Below are 16295 nucleotides of genomic sequence, written 5' to 3' on the forward strand. Positions count from 1 at the left end.
GCTTCATCGTTCGACTTGCATGTGTTAAGCACGCCGCCAGCGTTCGTCCTGAGCCAGGATCAAACTCTCCGTGAATGCTTTCCGGGTCATCCCGGTCAACACCACGAGAGCGGAACAAGCCGGAGGAATAGTCCAGCTCGTTCACAGCGTCCTCGCTGTGTTTTTCTTCAAAGGAACCTCGACCACATCAGTGATGCGGACGGGGTATCAACATATCTGGCGTTGACTTTTGGCACGCTGTTGAGTTCTCAAGGAACGGACGCTTCCTTTGAAACCGTATCACCGGTTTCTCCGGGCTTTTCCCTCCGGCCTTTCGGCCTTTCGTGTTTCCAACCTTACCAGATCCGTTTTCCGTTCCGTTTCCGGTCCGAATTCCGTTTCCGGCCCCCTGTTGGAGCGGGGTGTTTCGCGCCTTCCGGCGTGTCCACCACTTTAGCGAATTTCCCGCTCAGCTCCTAATCGGAGCCCCAGGGCATGATTTCGCGCAGCGAAATAGGACCCTGTTGGGGAAGTGTCAGTAGTGGTTGGCCACCTGGGGCTACTGGGGGCCCGACCTGGGGTCGTGCCGACAGCGCTGCCCGTCTCAAGCGACTCGGGCTACGTTAGGCCCCCGGCCGACCGGAGTCAAGTTCCCACCTGACGACGCGTCGCATTACGGCGCCTCGGGGTGTGCGCCCGGTACGGGCTGACCGAAGGGTCCCCGTCGATCCAGAAGCGCCACGGGTGGGTCGCGCCCTCGCCACCGACTCCCGTGCGGGGTCCGCTGAGCACCTGCTCGGGCCGGGCGGGGCAGCCCGTGAGTATCCCCAGCGGGGCCTGCGGGCCCGCGCACACATCGGTGCCGTCCAGCCGGCGGTCGACACCGAGTGCCGTGGCCAGCCGGGCGGGGCCCTTGGCCAGTTCATGGTCGTTGCGCGCCTTCGGCCGGCGCTCGTGGGCGTGCTCGTGTCCGTACAGCACCTCCCCCGCGCGCAGCAGTACCCCGCTCGGGGAGCCCTCCGGTCCGCAGACCAGGTTGAGGCAATGCCACATGCCGTAGGTGAAGTAGACATACGCATGCCCCGGGGGCCCGAACATCACGGCGTTGCGCTCGGTGCGACCGCGGTAGGCGTGGGAGCCGGGGTCGGCCAGGCCCGCGTACGCCTCGACCTCGGTCAGGCGCAGCGCGATCGGACCCTCGGGAGTGCGCCGCACGAGCGTCCGGCCGAGGAGGTCCGGTGCGACCTCGAGCACCGGGCGGTCGAAGAAGGCACGGTCCAGCGGCTCGCGGTCGGGTCCATCGGTCACTTCGGCTCCGTCAGTCACGCGGTCCGAGCGTAGTGGAACCGTTGGATACCGGTGGTTGGAGCCGGGCCGGTCCACTGCGAGGGTATGACCTGCGGAACCGCCGGAGGCTGTTCCGCGTATCTACTGTTCAACAGCGACCGATGCGATCGAGTCATGGCGCGAAAGCGTCGGCGCGAATGTGTCTTTGAGAGGGAGAACATGGGCTTCAAGAAGCTGCTCGCGAGTTTGGGTGCCGGTGGCGCCTCGGTGGAGACGGTGCTGACCGAGGAGAACGTCGTCCCGGGTGGCGTCGTGCAGGGCGAGGTCCGGATCCAGGGGGGCTCCGTCGCGCAGCAGGTCGAGGGCCTCTCCGTCGGGCTGCAGGCCCGGGTCGAGGTGGAGAGCGGCGACCAGGAGCACAAGCAGAACATCGAGTTCACCCGGCAGCAGCTGGGCGGCGCGTTCGAGGTGCAGCCGGGTGCGGTGCACGCCGTGCAGTTCGGTCTGGAGATCCCCTGGGAGACTCCGGTCACGACCTTCCTCGGCCATCATCTGACCGGGATGCACGTGGGCGTGACGACGGAGCTGGCGATCGCGCGCGCGGTGGACTCCGGTGACCTGGACCCGGTCAACGTGCATCCGCTCCCCGCCCAGCAGGCGATCCTGGACGCCTTCGGTGCGCTCGGTTTCCGGTTCAAGAACGCCGACCTGGAGAAGGGGCACATCCGCGGGACGCGTCAGCGGCTGCCCTTCTACCAGGAGATCGAGTTCCACGCGCCGCAGCAGTACCGGGGGCTCAACCAGGTCGAGCTGTCCTTCGTCGCGGACGACCGCGAGATGGACGTCGTCCTGGAGATGGACAAGAAGCCGGGGCTGTTCAGCTCGGGCAGCGACTCGTACCGCTCCTTCACCGTCGGCCTGGAGTCCTACCAGGAGACGGACTGGGCCGCGTATCTGAACCAGTGGCTCGCCGAGGTCGGCGGCAAGCGCAACTGGTTCTGAACCGTCGCCGGTTTCCCCTCACACGATGCGCCGCGGGGCGTGTGCCGGATGCGTTCGGCGCACGCCCCGCGCTATGCGTCCGGGCCGTCGTCGTACCAGATGGTCAGCGGTGTGCCGCGGGCGGACCAGTACGTCACGGCGTCGCTGAGGATGTCCGCCGCGATCGCCGCGGCCTCGGGTGCCGCGGCGCGGAACGCGTTCCAGCCACGGACCCGCAGCAGATAGCCGCTGGGCTCGGCGTCCTCGCCCCACCAGGAGAGGTCGGTGAGGCAGTCGGCGAGCGCGTCCCAGTTGTGCCCGTACCAGTCGGGGAAGCGCAGGTCCCGGGCGCAGCGCTCGAGGAAGCCGTCCTTGTCGGACACGCCGTCGAGGTGCAGGGGGAGGACGGGGGTCGGGCCGGTCATGGGCGCCATGGTGCCAGCCCGCGCCCGTCCGGTCTCGTTAGGCTGGCCGGGCAGCTGATCAACCGCGATCATCAGGAGGTTTTCGACGTGTCCGATCAGAACCGGCGTCCGCTCCCCCATGACTTCCATCCGCCGGTGCCGTCGTTCACCGTGGCGAGCGACGATGTGACGGCGGACGGCGCGCTGCCGTCCGCCCAGGTGTACGCGGAGGGGAACACCTCGCCGCAGCTCCGCTGGGAGGGTTTCCCGGAGGGGACGAAGAGCTTCGCCGTCACCTGTTTCGACCCGGACGCGCCGACCGGCAGCGGGTTCTGGCACTGGGTGCTGTTCGACATTCCGGCGACCGTGACCGAGTTGCCGGCCGGGGCGGGAACCGGTGGCTTCGCGGGGCTTCCCGAGGGTGCCGTGCACGCCCGTAACGACTTCGGCACCCGGGACTTCGGCGGTGCCGCGCCGCCGCCCGGGGACGGTCCGCACCGCTATGTGTTCACCGTGTACGCGGTGGACACCGAGAAGCTGGGCCCGGACGCGGACGCGTCGCCCGCGGTGGTCGGCTTCAATCTGCGCTTCCACACGCTGGGCCGGGCGCAGCTGATCGGCGAGTACGAGGTGCCCGCGGCGGGCTGACGCCGCGAAAATGCGTTGTTCTCGGCCATTCTCCCGGCCAGAGTTGACCCCGGCCCGCCCGTCACGGAAGGCGGGCGTGGCCGGGATGCGGGAGGTGGTCGGGATGCGCGAGACGCTGGTTCTGAACGCGAGCTTCGAGCCGCTGTCGACGGTGACGCTGCGGCGTGCGGTGGTGCTGGTCCTCCAGGAGAAGGCCGTCGTCGAACGCGCCCATCCCGGACTGCGGGTGCGCGCCGCGGAGGTCGATCTGCCGGGGCCCCGGGTGATCCGGCTGTGCCGTTACGTACGGGTGCCGTTCCGAAGACGTGCTCCGTGGTCGCGGCGCGGGGTACTGGTGCGGGATCAGCACCGGTGCGCGTACTGCGGTCGGCGGGCGACGACCGTGGACCATGTGGTGCCGCGGTCGCGCGGGGGCGGGGACACCTGGCTGAACACCGTCGCCTCCTGCGCGGAGGACAACCACCGCAAGGCGGACCGGACTCCGGAGCAGGCGGGGATGCGACTGCTCAACTCGCCGTTCGAGCCGACGCCTTCGGACGCGCTGCTGCTGGCGCTGGGGGCCGCCGAGCGGGACGGGCTGCCGGAGTGGCTGGCGCTGCCCGCCTGAGCCCATGAGCCGCCAGGACGACTGAAGGGCCGGTACCCCGCGCGGGGTACCGGCCCTTCAGTCGTCGGCGTCAGTCGATCCTGGGCTGCTCGCGGCGCGGGGCGGCCTCCTTGCCGGTGGCCGTCGGGGCGGCCGGTGCGGCACCGCCGCCGTTCCCGCCGGTCATCGGCCCGAAGTTGCCGATGGCCCCGCCGAGGCCCTTGAGGGCGTCGCCGATCTCGCTGGGCACGATCCAGAGCTTGTTGGCGTCGCCCTCGGCGATCTTCGGCAGCATCTGGAGGTACTGGTAGGAGAGCAGCTTCTGGTCCGGGTCTCCGGCGTGGATGGACTCGAAGACCGTACGGATGGCCTGGGCCTCGCCCTCGGCGCGCAGCGCGGCGGCCTTGGCCTCACCCTCGGCCCGCAGGATCGAGGACTGCTTCTCGCCCTCGGCGCGCAGGATCTCGGACTGCCGGACACCTTCGGCCTGGAGGATCGCGGCGCGCTTGTCACGGTCGGCGCGCATCTGCTTCTCCATCGAGTCCTGGATGGAGGTCGGCGGCTCGATGGCCTTCAGCTCGACGCGGTTGACGCGGATGCCCCACTTGCCGGTGGCCTCGTCGAGGACGCCGCGCAGCGCCGCGTTGATCTCCTCACGGGAGGTCAGGGTGCGCTCCAGGTCCATGCCGCCGATGATGTTCCGCAGGGTGGTGACGGTCAGCTGCTCGATCGCCTGGATGTAGCTGGCGACCTCGTAGGTCGCGGCCCGGGCGTCGGTCACCTGGTAGTAGATGACGGTGTCGATGTTCACGACCAGGTTGTCCTGGGTGATCACCGGCTGCGGCGGGAACGGGACGACCTGTTCCCGCAGATCGACGCGGTTGCGGACCGAGTCGATGAATGGGACGACGATGTTGAGGCCCGCGTTGAGGGTGCGCGTGTAGCGGCCGAAGCGTTCCACGATGGCGGCACTGGCCTGCGGGATGACCTGGATCGTCTTGATCAGTGCGATGAAGACGAGCACCACCAGGATGATCAGGACGATGATGATCGGTTCCACAGCGGCTCCCCGTGCCCTTCATGCGTGCTTCTGGATGATCGGGATGATCAGGTCCGGTCTTGTGGGTGGAGTCTGTCAGATCGACGGCCGACTCCGCAGCTGAGCGGGGTGGGGCTCAGCTCTTGGTACTACGACGTCTACATGACGACGGCGGTGGCGCCGTCGATCTCGACGACGTCGACCTGCTGGCCGGGTTCATAGGACTGGCCGGGGTCGAGGGAACGGGCGGACCAGATCTCGCCGGCCAGCTTGATGCGGCCGTCGCCGCTGTCGTCGACGCGTTCGAGGACGACGGCCTGCCGTCCTTTCAGCGCCTCGACACCGCTGCGCAGCCCGGGTTGCTGACGCCGGCTGCGGACCGCCAACGGGCGGACGACGGCGACCAGCGCGACCGAGACCGCACAGAAGACGATGACCTGGAGTACGACTCCGCCGCCGAGCGCATCGGTGATGGCACCGGCGACCGCGCCGACCGCGACCATCCCGAATTCGGGCATCGCGGTCAGCACGAGCGGAATGCCCAGTCCTACGGCGGCGATCAGCCACCACACCCACGGATCCACAAGGTCATGGTAGTTCTCGAGGTCCGTCGGGGAACAGGGCGCATTCCGGGTTGCCGGTGGCAGGCGCCGTGTTCGGAGCGGATGTTCAGGCCATCGGAGGGTGGTGTCAGGTGAGGGGCAGGCCCTGGGCGGTCCAGCGGTCGCCGTTGCGCTCGACGATCAGCGGGAGCCCGAAGCAGCGCGAGAGGTTACGGGAGGTCAGTTCCATGTCGATGGGCCCGGCGGTGAGCACCTTGCCCTGACGGATCATCAGGACGTGGGTGAAGCCCGGGGGGATTTCCTCGACATGATGTGTCACCATGATCATCGACGGCGCGTACGGGTCGCGGGCGAGCCGTCCGAGGCGTCGTACAAGGTCCTCGCGGCCGCCGAGGTCGAGCCCTGCCGCGGGCTCGTCCAGGAGCAGCAGTTCGGGGTCGGTCATCATCGCGCGGGCGATGAGGGTGCGCTTGCGCTCACCCTCGGAGAGGGTGCCGAACTTGCGGTCGAGGTACTCGGTCATGCCGAGGCGGTCGAGGAAGGCCCGGGCCCGGGCCTCGTCGACCTGGTCGTAGTTCTCCTGCCAGTGCGCGGTCATGCCGTACGCGGCGGTGAGCACGGTCTGCAGGACGGTCTGGGCGCGCGGCAGCTTGTCGGCCATGGCGATGCCCGCCATGCCGATGCGCGGGCGCAGGTCGAAGACGTCCACGGCGCCGAGCTGCTCGCCGAGGATCCGGGCGGACCCGGCACTCGGGAAGAGGTAGCTCGACGCGAGGTTGAGCAGGGTGGTCTTCCCGGCGCCGTTGGGGCCGAGGATCACCCAGCGCTCCCCTTCCTTGATCGACCAGGAGACGTCGTCCACCAGAGCCCGACCGTCGCGGACCACGGATACGTCCACCAGCTCCAGAACCTCGCTCATGAGCGCGTTGTCTCCCATTGCAGTCTCGAGTGTTGCGTGCGCCTGTGGGCGCAGCCCCCAGAGGAAAACCTACGCCACGCATTGTCGGCGGCAGTCCTTAGGCTGGTTCCATGCTCGATGAACCACGTTCAGGGCGCCTCGCAGCCTGGGGAAATGCCCTTCTCGCCGGACTTGTCTCGCCGGACGACGCCGCGCACCGGATCGCCGGGGAGGACGCGTCGCACCGGGTGGCGGAGCTGCCCGGCGAGTCCGGCCCGGTCGGACTGACGCTGGCGCTGGGGCGGCTGAGAGCGCTCGGGGCCAAGGGGCTGCGGGTGGCGCTGCCGATAGCGGGGCACCCCCTGGGGCTGAGCGGGCCGCCGGAGTTCAACGAGAGGGCGCTCGACGCGGGCGAGGCGGTGGTGGCAACGGGGGTGGCGCTGGGTCTGGTGCCCGAGGTGTCGGCGGTGGGGCCCGAGGGCGATCAGCACATCGAGGTGACGTGGCGCTGTCTGCCGGTGCGGGAGGCGCCGCCCGCGGACGTGCCGTCGCTCGGCGAGGCCGAGCGGGAGCTGGCCGAGGCGCTGCGGGAGGCGACCGAGGTGCTGTCCCGGCTGAATGTGGCCGGGGCCGGTCCGGCCGCCCAGGCAGCGCTGGAGGCGTACCGGGCGCGGGCCGAGCGGGGGCGCGAGGTGCTGGCGCCGGGCTATCCGCCGCGGGCCCTGCGGGTGCTGGAGCTGGCGCAGCGGGTGGGCGCGCTGATCGCCATCGCGTACGCACCGGGCGGGGACGGCAAGGATCACGGGGCGGCGGTGAGCGCGTCGGAGATCGCGGCCCGGTCGGAGGCGCTGCGGCCGGTGGAGCGCACGGCCCGGCGGGCGCAGGTGGCGGCGTACAACGCGTATGTGGAAGAGCTGGAGCGGGGCGGTTTCTGACGGCCCGGACGCAAGGGGCCGGCCCCGGAGGCGGTGCCTCCGGGGCCGGCCGGTGCTGAGCGGTGCCTCTGCCCTGAGGGGAGGGCTCAGTCGCAGAAGGCGGGGTTCATCGTCCCGATGACGTTGATGGTGTTGCCGCAGACGCCGACCGGCACGTGGACGGGCACCTGGGCGTTGTTGCCCGCGACGACTCCCGGGGACATCGTCGCCCCGCCGTCGGCCATGGGGCCGTCCTGGGCGGAGGCGACACCCGCACCGGCGACGGCGAGACCGCCGGCCGCGATGGTGATGGCAGCGATCCTCTTGATGTTCTTCACTTCTCAAGACCCTTCGTCCATAACGCGTCGCTGCGGCGAATCTCCGCAGTACGCCGTGGAGAACGGCCCGGGACGGGCGGAGTTGCGCTGTTCGGGTGACATACACACGTTGGTGTGATTGCACGGAGAAACGCTGTTCATGCTCCGATTCCATGGCGTACCGCCCAGAGCGCGGCCTGCGTGCGATCGGCGAGGTCCAATTTCATAAGAATATTGGACACATGTGTCTTCACGGTCTTTTCGGACAGTATGAGCCTGCGCGCGATTTCCCGGTTCGACCGGCCGTCCGCGATCAGCGCGAGCACCTCCCGCTCCCGGTCGGTGAGGGAGCCGCCGCGCCCCTGACCGCCGCTCTCCTCACCCTGGGAGAGCAGCGCGTCGGCCACCTCGGGCTGGAGCACCACCTGCCCGGCGTGGGCGGACCGTATGGCGCTCGCGAGGGCCTCGGGGTCCACGTCCTTGTAGACGTAACCGGCCGCACCCGCGCGCAGGGCGGGAACCACGGTGCGCTTCTCGGTGAAACTCGTCACGACCAGCACCCGGGCCGGGTTGCCGAGGTCGCGCAGCTTGCGCAGCGCCTCGATGCCGTCGACGCCGGGCATCTTGATGTCCATCAGGACGACGTCGGGGCGCAGCTCCTCGGCGCGGGCGATGCCCTCCTCCCCGTCCGGCGCCTCGCCGACCACGTCGATGTCGTCCTGCACCTCCAGGAAGGTCCGCAGGCCGCGCCGCACCACCTGGTGGTCGTCGACGAGCAGCACCCGGATCGCCGCTCCGTCCCGTCGCTCACCCACCGGGCACCTCCATCTCGATCACGGTTCCCTTGCCGGGCGCCGAGTGCACGGTCAGTCCGCCGCCTACGCCGCTCGCCCGGTCGCGCATCGACACCAGCCCCAGATGCCGCCCCGCCCGGCGCACCGCCAAGGGGTCGAAGCCGACGCCGTCGTCGCTCACCCGCAGCACGGCGCCCTGATGGTGCCGCGAGAGGGTGACGTCGACCTGCCGCGCGTCGGCGTGGCGCAGCGCGTTGTGCAGGGCTTCCTGGGCCACCCGCAGCAGCGCCTCCTCCTGGGCGGCGGGCAGCGCCCGTACGCCGAGGGCCTCGAAGGTGACCCGGGCGGTGTGGGCCCGGTCCAGGACCTGCACCTGGGTCCGCAGGGTCGCGACCAGGCCGTCCTCGTCGAGCGCGGCGGGGCGCAGCTCCACGACGGCGGAGCGCAGTTCGTCGGCGGCCTCGGCCGCGAGGGCCGCGACCTGGTGCAGCTCCTCCTTGGCGCGGGCCGGGTCGCGGTCCACGAGCGCTGCGGCCGCCTGGGCGGTCAGCCGCAGCGAGAAGAGCTTCTGGGAGACGGCGTCGTGCAGCTCATGGGCGAGCCGGGCGCGCTCCCCCGCGATGGTCAGCTCGCGGCTGCGCTCGTAGAGGCGGGCATTGGTGAGGGCGATGGCGGCGTGCTGGGCGAGGATGGCGAGCAGTTCCTCGTCCTCGGCGGTGAAGCCACAGCTGCCCTCCGGTTTCGCGCATCGCTTGTTGGCCAGGAAGAGCGCGCCGAGAACTTCCTCACCATCCGCGATAGGAAGTCCAATAAAGTCGGACATGTCCGGATGACCCCGGGGCCAGCCCTCGAATCGCGGATCGCGCCGGACATCGGCCAGCCGCTGCGGGGTGGCGTCCCTGAGCATCGCGGCGAGGATCCCGTGCTGGCGGGGCAGCGGCCCGATGGCCTTCCACTGCGCGTCACTGACGCCATCTACTACGAACTGGGCAAAACCCCCGTGGTCGTCCGGGACCCCCAGCGCCGAGTACTCCGCATCCAGCAGCTCACGGGCGGACACAACGATTGTCTTTAGGACATCTCGGACTTCCAGATGTCTGCTCATCGCGAGGAGCGCACTGCTCACCCAAGCCAGGCCCGCCCCGGCCCCGCCGCCCGGTCCTTTGGTCATGAGCATCACCGTACCGGCGCGGCGGAAGTGAGCGTATCGGCCTTACCACAGGGCTTCATTGCGACTTCCGACCTAGGGCGAAGGAAGCAGCGGAAGCGCCGGAAGAGGCCGTTACAAAGTGCGGAAATTCGGCGACACTCCGCATTTGCGCAGGCACACTTCGCAATATTAAAGACTCGGCAATGTGACCCCTGACACAGGACGCACGTCACTTACGAAGTCGGTTAGTGGATGTTTTACCCGGCATGAGCGGGGACAACGCACGCTCACACGGGCGGGGAAAACCTACTTACCCACTAAGCGGCATCGTATGTCACACCTTTGCCACAGCATTTTGCAACCGCTAAGAATTTCCCCCAGTCGCACGGCGCCGTGGATCCAGGGACGGCGCACAAGGCGCCGATTTGGCCTGCGACACAAGCGATTGGAAGAGGTCTACTCCGCCATGCCCCTGCCCAGCATTCCCGGCTACAACCGCCTGACGAAGACAACCAAGTACTCCGCCGCCGGCATCGCCGCGGCCGGCGCCGCCGCCATAGCCTTCGCGCTCGTCCCCGGCGGCAACGCCGACGCCAAACCGACGGCCCAGGAGCTGCCGGCGAAGTCGGTGTCCTGGACCTCGCAGAAGGTCGACAGCAAGGTCCAGCGGGAGGTTCTGCTCAAGCAGGCCACCCTCGCCAGCAAGCAGGCCCAGGCAGAGGCCGCGCAGAAGAAGGCCGCCGAGGAAGCGGCAGCGAAGAAGGCCGCCGCCGAAGCGGCCGCCAAGAAGGCCGCCGCGGAGAAGGCCGCCGCCGCGAAGGCCGCCGCGGCCAAGGCCGCCAGGGAGAAGGCCGCGCAGGAGGCCGCGAGCCGCGCCGCCGCGCGCGCCAAGCTCGCCGCTGCCAAGAAGACCTACCCGAACAACCTCGACGGCTGGATCCGGGAATCCCTGGACATCATGAAGAAGCACAACATCCCGGGCACCTACTACGGCATCCACCGCAACATCATCCGGGAGTCCGGCGGTAACCCGCGGGCGATCAACCTGTACGACATCAACGCCCAGAACGGCGTCCCGTCCAAGGGTCTGCTCCAGGTCATCCTCCCGACCTTCCAGGCGTACCACGTCGCGGGCACGCCCTTCGACCAGTACGACCCGGTCGCCAACATCGTCGCCGCGTGCAACTACGCGGCCGACCGGTACGGCTCCATCGACAACGTCAACGGCCCGTACTAAAGCCAGGCGCCCACATGCCGAAGGGCGGCGGCACCCCCTGTGTGCGAGGGGTGCCGCCGCCCTGGGCCGTGCTGTGCTGGTTGCGGCTACTTGCGCATGACCTCCGGCTCATGGCGGCGCAGCAGCCGCGCGACCGCGATCGCGCAGATGATGGCGAGCGCCAGCAGGACGGCCATGTCGATGCTCCACTGGGCGGTGGTGTGCTCCCACAGCGGGTCCGTGTCCAGCGGCTTCTTGCGGTCCCACGGCGCCATCAGATGGCCCGGGCCGGGGCCGAGGTCCAGCGTCGCGCCGACCGCGCCGACCGCCCAGCGGGCGGGCATCAGATACGCGAACTGCTCGATGCCGGGCGATCCGTAGATCTTGAACAGGATGCCGGTGAAGACGACCTGGATGATCGCGAACATGACCAGCAGCGGCATGGTCTTCTCGGCGGTCTTCACCAGCGAGGAGATCACCAGGCCCACCATCATCGAGGTGAAGCCGATCGCGATGATGGCCACGCACATCTCGACGGCCGGCGGCATGATCAGCGCCTCTTCGGGCAGCTCGCGGACCGAGAAGCCGATGGCGGAGATGATCACGCCCTGGAAGGCGGTGATCACGCCGAGCACGATCACCTTGGACATCAGATAAGCGGAGCGGGACAGGCCGACGGCCCGTTCCCGTTCGTAGATCACCCGTTCCTTGATCAGTTCTCGTACGGAGTTGGCCGCGCCCGAGAAGCACATGCCGACCACGAGGATCAGGGTGATCGTGCCCGAGTCCTGGTTGAACTGCCCCTTCGGTGCTCTGTTGAAGCCGAAGTCCGACGGGATCACGGTACTGACCGCGCCGAGCACGGCGGGCAGGATCACCATCAGCGCCAAGAAACCGCGATCGGAGGCGATCACCGAGACGTAGCGGCGTATCAGCGTCCACAGCTGGGAGCCCCAGCCCTGCGACTTCTGCATCCGCGCGGGCGGCGCCTGCACATCGACGGACTGCGGGGCGACGGCGTCGATGTCCGCTGCGTACATCTGGTAGTGCTGCGAACCGCGCCAGCGGCCCGACCAGTCGTAGTCGCGGTAGTTCTCGAACGCCGAGAAGACGTCCGCCCAGCTGTCGTAGCCGAAGAAGTTGAGCGCCTCGTTCGGCGGGCCGAAGTAGGCCACCGAACCGCCCGGCGCCATCACCAGCAGCTTGTCGCACAGCGCCAGCTCGGCGACCGAGTGGGTGACCACCAGGACGGTGCGGCCGTCGTCGGCGAGGCCGCGCAGCAGCTGCATGACGTCGCGGTCCATGCCCGGGTCGAGACCGGAGGTCGGCTCGTCCAGGAAGATCAGCGACGGCTTGGTGAGCAGCTCCAGCGCGACCGAGACCCGCTTGCGCTGACCGCCGGAGAGCGCGGTGACCTTCTTCTCGCGGTGGATGTCGAGCTTCAGCTCGCGCAGCACCTCGTCGATCCGGGCCTCGCGCTCGGCGGTCGCGGTGTCGCCGGGGAAGCGGAGCTTCGCGGCGTACCGGAGGGCCTTCTGGACGGTCAACTCCTTGTGCAGGATGTCGTCCTGCGGGACCAGACCGATGCGCTGGCGCAGCTCGGCGAACTGCTTGTAGAGGTTCCGGTTGTCGTAGAGGACGTCGCCCTCGTTGGCCGGGCGGTAGCCGGTGAGCGCCTTCAGCAGCGTCGACTTGCCGGAGCCGGACGGGCCGATGACCGCGATCAGCGACTTCTCGGGGACGCCGAAGGAGACGTCCTTGAGGATCTGCTTGCCGCCGTCGACGGTGACGGTGAGGTGGCGGGCCGAGAAGGAGACGTCACCGGTGTCGACGAACTCCTCGAGCCGGTCGCCGACCAGCCGGAAGGTGGAGTGGCCGACGCCGACGGTGTCGTTCGGGCCGATCACCTGCTGGCGGACCGGCTGACCGTTGACGTACGTACCGTTGTGGCTGCCGAGGTCGCGGATCTCGAAGCGGCCGTCGGGCAGCGCCCGGAACTCGGCGTGGTTGCGGGAGACCTGGAGGTCGGAGACGACCAGCTCGTTCTCCAGCGCACGGCCGATGCGCATCACCCGGCCCGCGTCCAGTTGGTGGAACGTGGTCGGGCTGCGGTCGGCCTGACCGGTCCGCGCGTCGCCGGGGCCGCCGCCCTGGCCGTTCTGCGCGTGGTGGTCGCGCGGGCTCTGCTGCTGCGGCACGAACGGCTGCTGCTGGGGCGGGGCCTGTTGCTGCCACCCCTGGGGCTGCGCCTGCGGCTGCCGGCCCTGTTGCGGCCAGCCCGCGCCGGGCTGCTGATACGGCTGCTGCGGGGGCTGCTGGTACTGCTGCGCCTGCTGCTGGGCCTGTTGAGGGGCGCCTGCGGCCCCCTGCCGGCTGTACGCCGCGGCGCCCGCGCCCGAAACGTTCAGCCGCGGGCCGTCCGTCGCGTTGCCGAGATGGACGGCCGCACCCGGGCCGATTTCCACCTGTTGGATTCGCTGGCCCTGCACATAAGTGCCGTTGGTGCTGCCATGATCTTCAACGACCCAACTGCCGCCGCCCCAGCGCACCGTGGCGTGCCGCCACGAGACTCTGGCGTCGTCCAGCACCATGTCGCCCTGTGGGTCACGCCCCACGCTGTACGACCTGGATGGATCAAGCGTCCAGGTCCGTCCGTTCAATTCCAGTACGAGTTCCGGCACTCCATGCCCCACTAGTTGTCCCCCGAGCTACCCCCTGCAAAGGGAGTCTAGGGATGGCGAACATCGTGAGGAACTATTTCAGGCTCAGCCGCTTAACCGGAAGTCGGGTTTTGAGCAAGACGGCAACTCGGGCAAGTTGGTTCATCCGGAAAACCCCAGAAAACCCCAGGAAAGCGTAAGCGCGCCCGGATGGGTCCGACCACGGAGGATCCGGGCAACTCGGCGCGGCCATGATCGGCGGCGGCGACGGTGACGCGGTGGCGTCCGGTAGATGAACGTTGCGCACCGTATGGCCGTCCACGACGCGGGCTGCCGCGCGGCGGGCGGGGGCGGCCGGATACGGTGGGAAGACCATGAGCGCATCGCAGATTCCCCCTGCCACCGCCGTCCCATCCGACGACGATCCCACACTCCTTGTCAAAATCTTCGGCAAGGACCGCCCCGGCCTCACCGCCGGGCTTTGCGACACCCTCGCCGCGTACGGGGTGGACATAGTCGACATAGAGCAGGTCGTCACCCGGGGCCGCATCGTGCTGTGCGTGCTGGTCACGGCCCCGAAGGCCGACGGGGCCGAGGGGGAACTGCGGGCCACCGTGCACAGCTGGGCCGAGTCCCTGCGGATGCAGGCCGAGATCATCTCCGGCCGGGGTGACAACCGTCCGCGCGGCACCGGCCGGTCGCACGTCACCGTGCTGGGGCATCCGCTGACCGCCGAGGCGGTGGCCGCGATCGCGTCCCGTATCACCGGCACCGGCGGCAATATCGACCGTATTTTCCGGCTGGCGAAGTATCCGGTGACGGCCGTGGAATTCGAGGTGTCCGGGGCCGAGACGGAGGCCCTGCGCACCGCGCTGGCCACCGAGGCCGCCGATATCGGGGTCGATGTGGCGGTCGTGGCGTCGGGGCTGCAGCGCCGGGCGCAGCGACTGGTGGTCATGGACGTCGACTCGACGCTGATCCAGGACGAGGTGATCGAGCTGTTCGCGGCCCACGCGGGCTGCGAGGCCGAGGTCGCCGAGGTCACGGCCCGGGCGATGCGCGGTGAGCTGGACTTCGAGCAGTCGCTGCACGCGCGGGTCGCGCTGCTGGCGGGGATCGACGAGTCGGTGGTGGAGAAGGTGCGCGCGGAGGTCCGGCTGACGCCCGGCGCCCGCACCCTGATCCGTACCCTCAAGCGGCTGGGCTACCAGGTCGGGGTGGTCTCCGGCGGCTTCACGCAGGTCACCGATGATCTCAAGGAGCGGCTGGGGCTGGACTTCGCCTCCGCCAACACCCTGGAGGTCGTGGACGGCAAGCTCACCGGGCGCGTGGTCGGCGAGGTGGTGGACCGGGCGGGCAAGGCCCGGCTGCTGCGGCGCTTCGCGGCCGAGGCGGGGGTGCCGCTGGTGCAGACCGTCGCGATCGGCGACGGGGCGAATGACCTGGACATGCTGAACGCGGCCGGGCTCGGGGTCGCCTTCAACGCCAAGCCGGTTGTCCGGGAGGCCGCGCACACCGCGGTGAACGTGCCGTTCCTGGACACCGTGCTGTATCTGCTCGGCGTGACCCGCGACGAGGTCGAGGCCGCGGACGCGCACGTGGAGGACTGACCGCCCCGCCCGGCGCTCCCCCGCCCCTGATCACCCCCGTTCCGCCCGCCTCGCTGCCGAGGCGGGCGGAACGATACGGCGACGGATGACGGGCCGGTAGGGCGGCGGGGTTACTCGTGCGGCGCCCAGAAGTCGTCGAGACGGCCGACGCCGTGCTCCACCGACTTCCACGAGCCGCTGAAGGTCACCACCGCGATGCCGGAGGTGGGGAAGCCGGTGCGGGTCATCCGCTCCCGGGTGCCCTCCGCGGCCTGGCCCGCGAGGGCGTCGGCGAGGGCGTGCACCCCGGGGTTGTGGCCGACCACCAGCAGGTCGGTGATGTCGTCGGACGTCTCGTTGAGTACCGCGATCAGTTCGCCGAGCGAGGCGTCGTACAGCCGCTCCTCGTACACCGTCTTGGGGCGCTGGGGCAGCTCGTGGACCACGAGCTTCCAGGTCTCCCGGGTGCGCACGGCCGTGGAGCAGAGGGTCAGTTCGGGGACCAGACCGGCTTCGGTGAGCCGGCGCCCGGCGAGGGGGGCGTCCTTGCGGCCGCGCTCCGCGAGCGGCCGCTCATGGTCTGCCACCTCGGGCCAGTCGGCCTTGGCGTGTCGGAGAATGACGATCCTGCGGGGCACATCGACGCTCATGCGTCCCAGCTTCGCATGAAACGGCTGGCGAGGCGCAGGGTGTTGAAGCGGTGCTCACCTAAGTGAGCGCACACGGCGGGTGCCTCCGCGCACCGTCGGTCACGCCCCCCGGTGGCCGAGGGTCTGCCGCAGCAGCTCCAGGAAGTGCGAGAGGGCGCCGGACCCGCTCGCGGCCTGTGCGTCGGACGGCCGGGCCAGCAGGAGCAGCAGCGCGACGAAGGCGAGGGCGGGCAGCGCGACCGCCCACCACGGCAGCCGGACGTCCATGCCACCGTCCGGCGGGGTCGCGGGCCGGGTGGGGGTGCGGGCGGGCATGGGGATCGCCTCCGGTCGGGGAACCACGCTGCTTCGGATGGTTCGACGGTACGGAGCGGGCGGGCCCGTTCCCATCCGGTGATCCACCCAGTTCCCCCTGACCCTCACCCCCTAGGGGATGGTGGTGCCGGCCCCACCCCTTCCGGGACGGGCGCGGGCGGGCGTCGGCCTCAGGGCGAGGCGATGGTGGCGATCACGCCGATGACCACCGTGATCCCGAGCATCACGCCCAGGATGAGGAGGAGCTTCTTCTGGCCGTCCGGCGGGTTCTCATCGAGCACTGGCATGGGGCCAGTGTCCCACCC

18 protein-coding genes and 1 rRNA gene are annotated in these 16295 nt (G+C 69.6%); 6 read left to right on the forward strand and 13 right to left on the reverse strand.

The window, feature by feature from the left end; genetic code table 11:
- Together ACH4SI_RS27930 and ACH4SI_RS27935 are read right to left on the reverse strand one after the other, a co-directional pair.
- Nucleotides 1–75: ribosomal RNA gene (locus ACH4SI_RS27930) — 16S ribosomal RNA — on the reverse strand; the annotation flags it as partial.
- Nucleotides 76–624: 549 nt separating this feature from the next.
- Nucleotides 625–1287 carry a DNA-3-methyladenine glycosylase gene (locus tag ACH4SI_RS27935; protein WP_398300284.1) on the reverse strand — a complete coding sequence of 221 codons (663 nt, stop codon included), beginning with the start codon at nucleotides 1285–1287 and terminating at the stop codon, nucleotides 625–627.
- A gap of 198 nt (nucleotides 1288–1485) precedes the next feature.
- On the opposite strand from ACH4SI_RS27935, the gene ACH4SI_RS27940 reads away from it, so the two are divergent.
- Nucleotides 1486–2268, forward strand: a complete 783-nt coding sequence (locus tag ACH4SI_RS27940) for a sporulation protein (protein WP_398300286.1) — start codon at nucleotides 1486–1488, stop codon at nucleotides 2266–2268.
- Nucleotides 2269–2339: 71 nt separating this feature from the next.
- Here the strand turns inward: ACH4SI_RS27940 and ACH4SI_RS27945 are convergent, their stop codons facing one another.
- Nucleotides 2340–2672, reverse strand: coding sequence for a barstar family protein (locus ACH4SI_RS27945; RefSeq protein WP_398300288.1), 333 nt, complete (start codon nucleotides 2670–2672; stop codon nucleotides 2340–2342).
- An 87-nt stretch (nucleotides 2673–2759) separates the two neighbouring features.
- On the opposite strand from ACH4SI_RS27945, the gene ACH4SI_RS27950 reads away from it, so the two are divergent.
- Nucleotides 2760–3299 carry a YbhB/YbcL family Raf kinase inhibitor-like protein gene (locus ACH4SI_RS27950; protein ID WP_398300290.1) on the forward strand — a complete coding sequence of 180 codons (540 nt, stop codon included), beginning with the start codon at nucleotides 2760–2762 and terminating at the stop codon, nucleotides 3297–3299.
- Between the two features lie 103 nt (nucleotides 3300–3402).
- A complete protein-coding gene (locus tag ACH4SI_RS27955; RefSeq protein ID WP_398300292.1) occupies nucleotides 3403–3906 on the forward strand; it encodes an HNH endonuclease in 504 nt (167 codons plus the stop codon).
- A 70-nt stretch (nucleotides 3907–3976) separates the two neighbouring features.
- Here the strand turns inward: ACH4SI_RS27955 and ACH4SI_RS27960 are convergent, their stop codons facing one another.
- The 3 genes from ACH4SI_RS27960 to ACH4SI_RS27970 form a co-directional block, all read right to left on the reverse strand.
- Nucleotides 3977–4945: an SPFH domain-containing protein gene (locus tag ACH4SI_RS27960; RefSeq protein WP_398300295.1), complete on the reverse strand. Its 969-nt coding sequence runs from the start codon at nucleotides 4943–4945 to the stop codon at nucleotides 3977–3979.
- Nucleotides 4946–5082: 137 nt separating this feature from the next.
- A complete protein-coding gene (locus ACH4SI_RS27965; protein WP_398300297.1) occupies nucleotides 5083–5508 on the reverse strand; it encodes an NfeD family protein in 426 nt (141 codons plus the stop codon).
- A gap of 106 nt (nucleotides 5509–5614) precedes the next feature.
- A complete protein-coding gene (locus ACH4SI_RS27970; RefSeq protein ID WP_398300299.1) occupies nucleotides 5615–6406 on the reverse strand; it encodes an ABC transporter ATP-binding protein in 792 nt (263 codons plus the stop codon).
- 110 nt (nucleotides 6407–6516) lie between these two features.
- Between ACH4SI_RS27970 and ACH4SI_RS27975 the strand changes: the two genes are divergently transcribed.
- Nucleotides 6517–7320: a hypothetical protein gene (locus ACH4SI_RS27975; protein WP_398300301.1), complete on the forward strand. Its 804-nt coding sequence runs from the start codon at nucleotides 6517–6519 to the stop codon at nucleotides 7318–7320.
- 86 nt (nucleotides 7321–7406) lie between these two features.
- Here ACH4SI_RS27975 and ACH4SI_RS27980 read toward each other — a convergent pair whose 3' ends face one another.
- The 3 genes from ACH4SI_RS27980 to ACH4SI_RS27990 all read right to left on the reverse strand — a co-directional run bounded on the left by ACH4SI_RS27980 (nucleotide 7407) and on the right by ACH4SI_RS27990 (nucleotide 9581).
- Entirely contained in the window at nucleotides 7407–7637 is a 231-nt protein-coding gene (locus tag ACH4SI_RS27980) for a chaplin (RefSeq protein ID WP_398300303.1), read from the reverse strand.
- Nucleotides 7638–7774: 137 nt separating this feature from the next.
- Nucleotides 7775–8431 (reverse strand): response regulator, encoded by a 657-nt coding sequence (locus ACH4SI_RS27985; RefSeq protein WP_398300305.1) that lies wholly within the window; start codon nucleotides 8429–8431, stop codon nucleotides 7775–7777.
- Nucleotides 8424–9581: a GAF domain-containing sensor histidine kinase gene (locus ACH4SI_RS27990; protein WP_398300307.1), complete on the reverse strand. Its 1158-nt coding sequence runs from the start codon at nucleotides 9579–9581 to the stop codon at nucleotides 8424–8426. The genes ACH4SI_RS27985 and ACH4SI_RS27990 overlap by 8 nt, the downstream gene beginning before the upstream one ends.
- Before the next feature lie 445 nt (nucleotides 9582–10026).
- Here ACH4SI_RS27990 and ACH4SI_RS27995 point away from each other — a divergent pair, with 445 nt between their 5' ends.
- Complete coding sequence (locus ACH4SI_RS27995) at nucleotides 10027–10797, forward strand: lytic transglycosylase (protein ID WP_398300309.1); 771 nt, start codon at nucleotides 10027–10029, stop codon at nucleotides 10795–10797.
- Nucleotides 10798–10883: 86 nt separating this feature from the next.
- On the opposite strand, the gene ACH4SI_RS28000 is transcribed toward ACH4SI_RS27995, so the two are convergent.
- On the reverse strand, nucleotides 10884–13469 hold the full coding sequence (locus ACH4SI_RS28000; protein WP_398300311.1) for an FHA domain-containing protein: 2586 nt from the start codon (nucleotides 13467–13469) through the stop codon (nucleotides 10884–10886).
- A 341-nt stretch (nucleotides 13470–13810) separates the two neighbouring features.
- Here ACH4SI_RS28000 and serB point away from each other — a divergent pair, with 341 nt between their 5' ends.
- Nucleotides 13811–15046, forward strand: a complete 1236-nt coding sequence (gene serB, locus ACH4SI_RS28005; protein WP_398300313.1) for a phosphoserine phosphatase SerB — start codon at nucleotides 13811–13813, stop codon at nucleotides 15044–15046.
- Between the two features lie 110 nt (nucleotides 15047–15156).
- On the opposite strand, the gene ACH4SI_RS28010 is transcribed toward serB, so the two are convergent.
- The 3 genes from ACH4SI_RS28010 to ACH4SI_RS28020 form a co-directional block, all read right to left on the reverse strand.
- Nucleotides 15157–15675: a SixA phosphatase family protein gene (locus ACH4SI_RS28010; protein WP_398300318.1), complete on the reverse strand. Its 519-nt coding sequence runs from the start codon at nucleotides 15673–15675 to the stop codon at nucleotides 15157–15159.
- 99 nt (nucleotides 15676–15774) lie between these two features.
- Complete coding sequence (locus tag ACH4SI_RS28015; RefSeq protein WP_398300320.1) at nucleotides 15775–15990, reverse strand: hypothetical protein; 216 nt, start codon at nucleotides 15988–15990, stop codon at nucleotides 15775–15777.
- Nucleotides 15991–16160: 170 nt separating this feature from the next.
- On the reverse strand, nucleotides 16161–16277 hold the full coding sequence (locus ACH4SI_RS28020) for an SGM_5486 family transporter-associated protein (protein WP_267892818.1): 117 nt from the start codon (nucleotides 16275–16277) through the stop codon (nucleotides 16161–16163).
- Nucleotides 16278–16295 lie beyond the last annotated feature (18 nt).

The sequence above is a fragment of the Streptomyces sp. NPDC021212 genome, from assembly GCF_044332925.1.
In the GTDB taxonomy this organism is placed as follows: domain Bacteria; phylum Actinomycetota; class Actinomycetes; order Streptomycetales; family Streptomycetaceae; genus Streptomyces.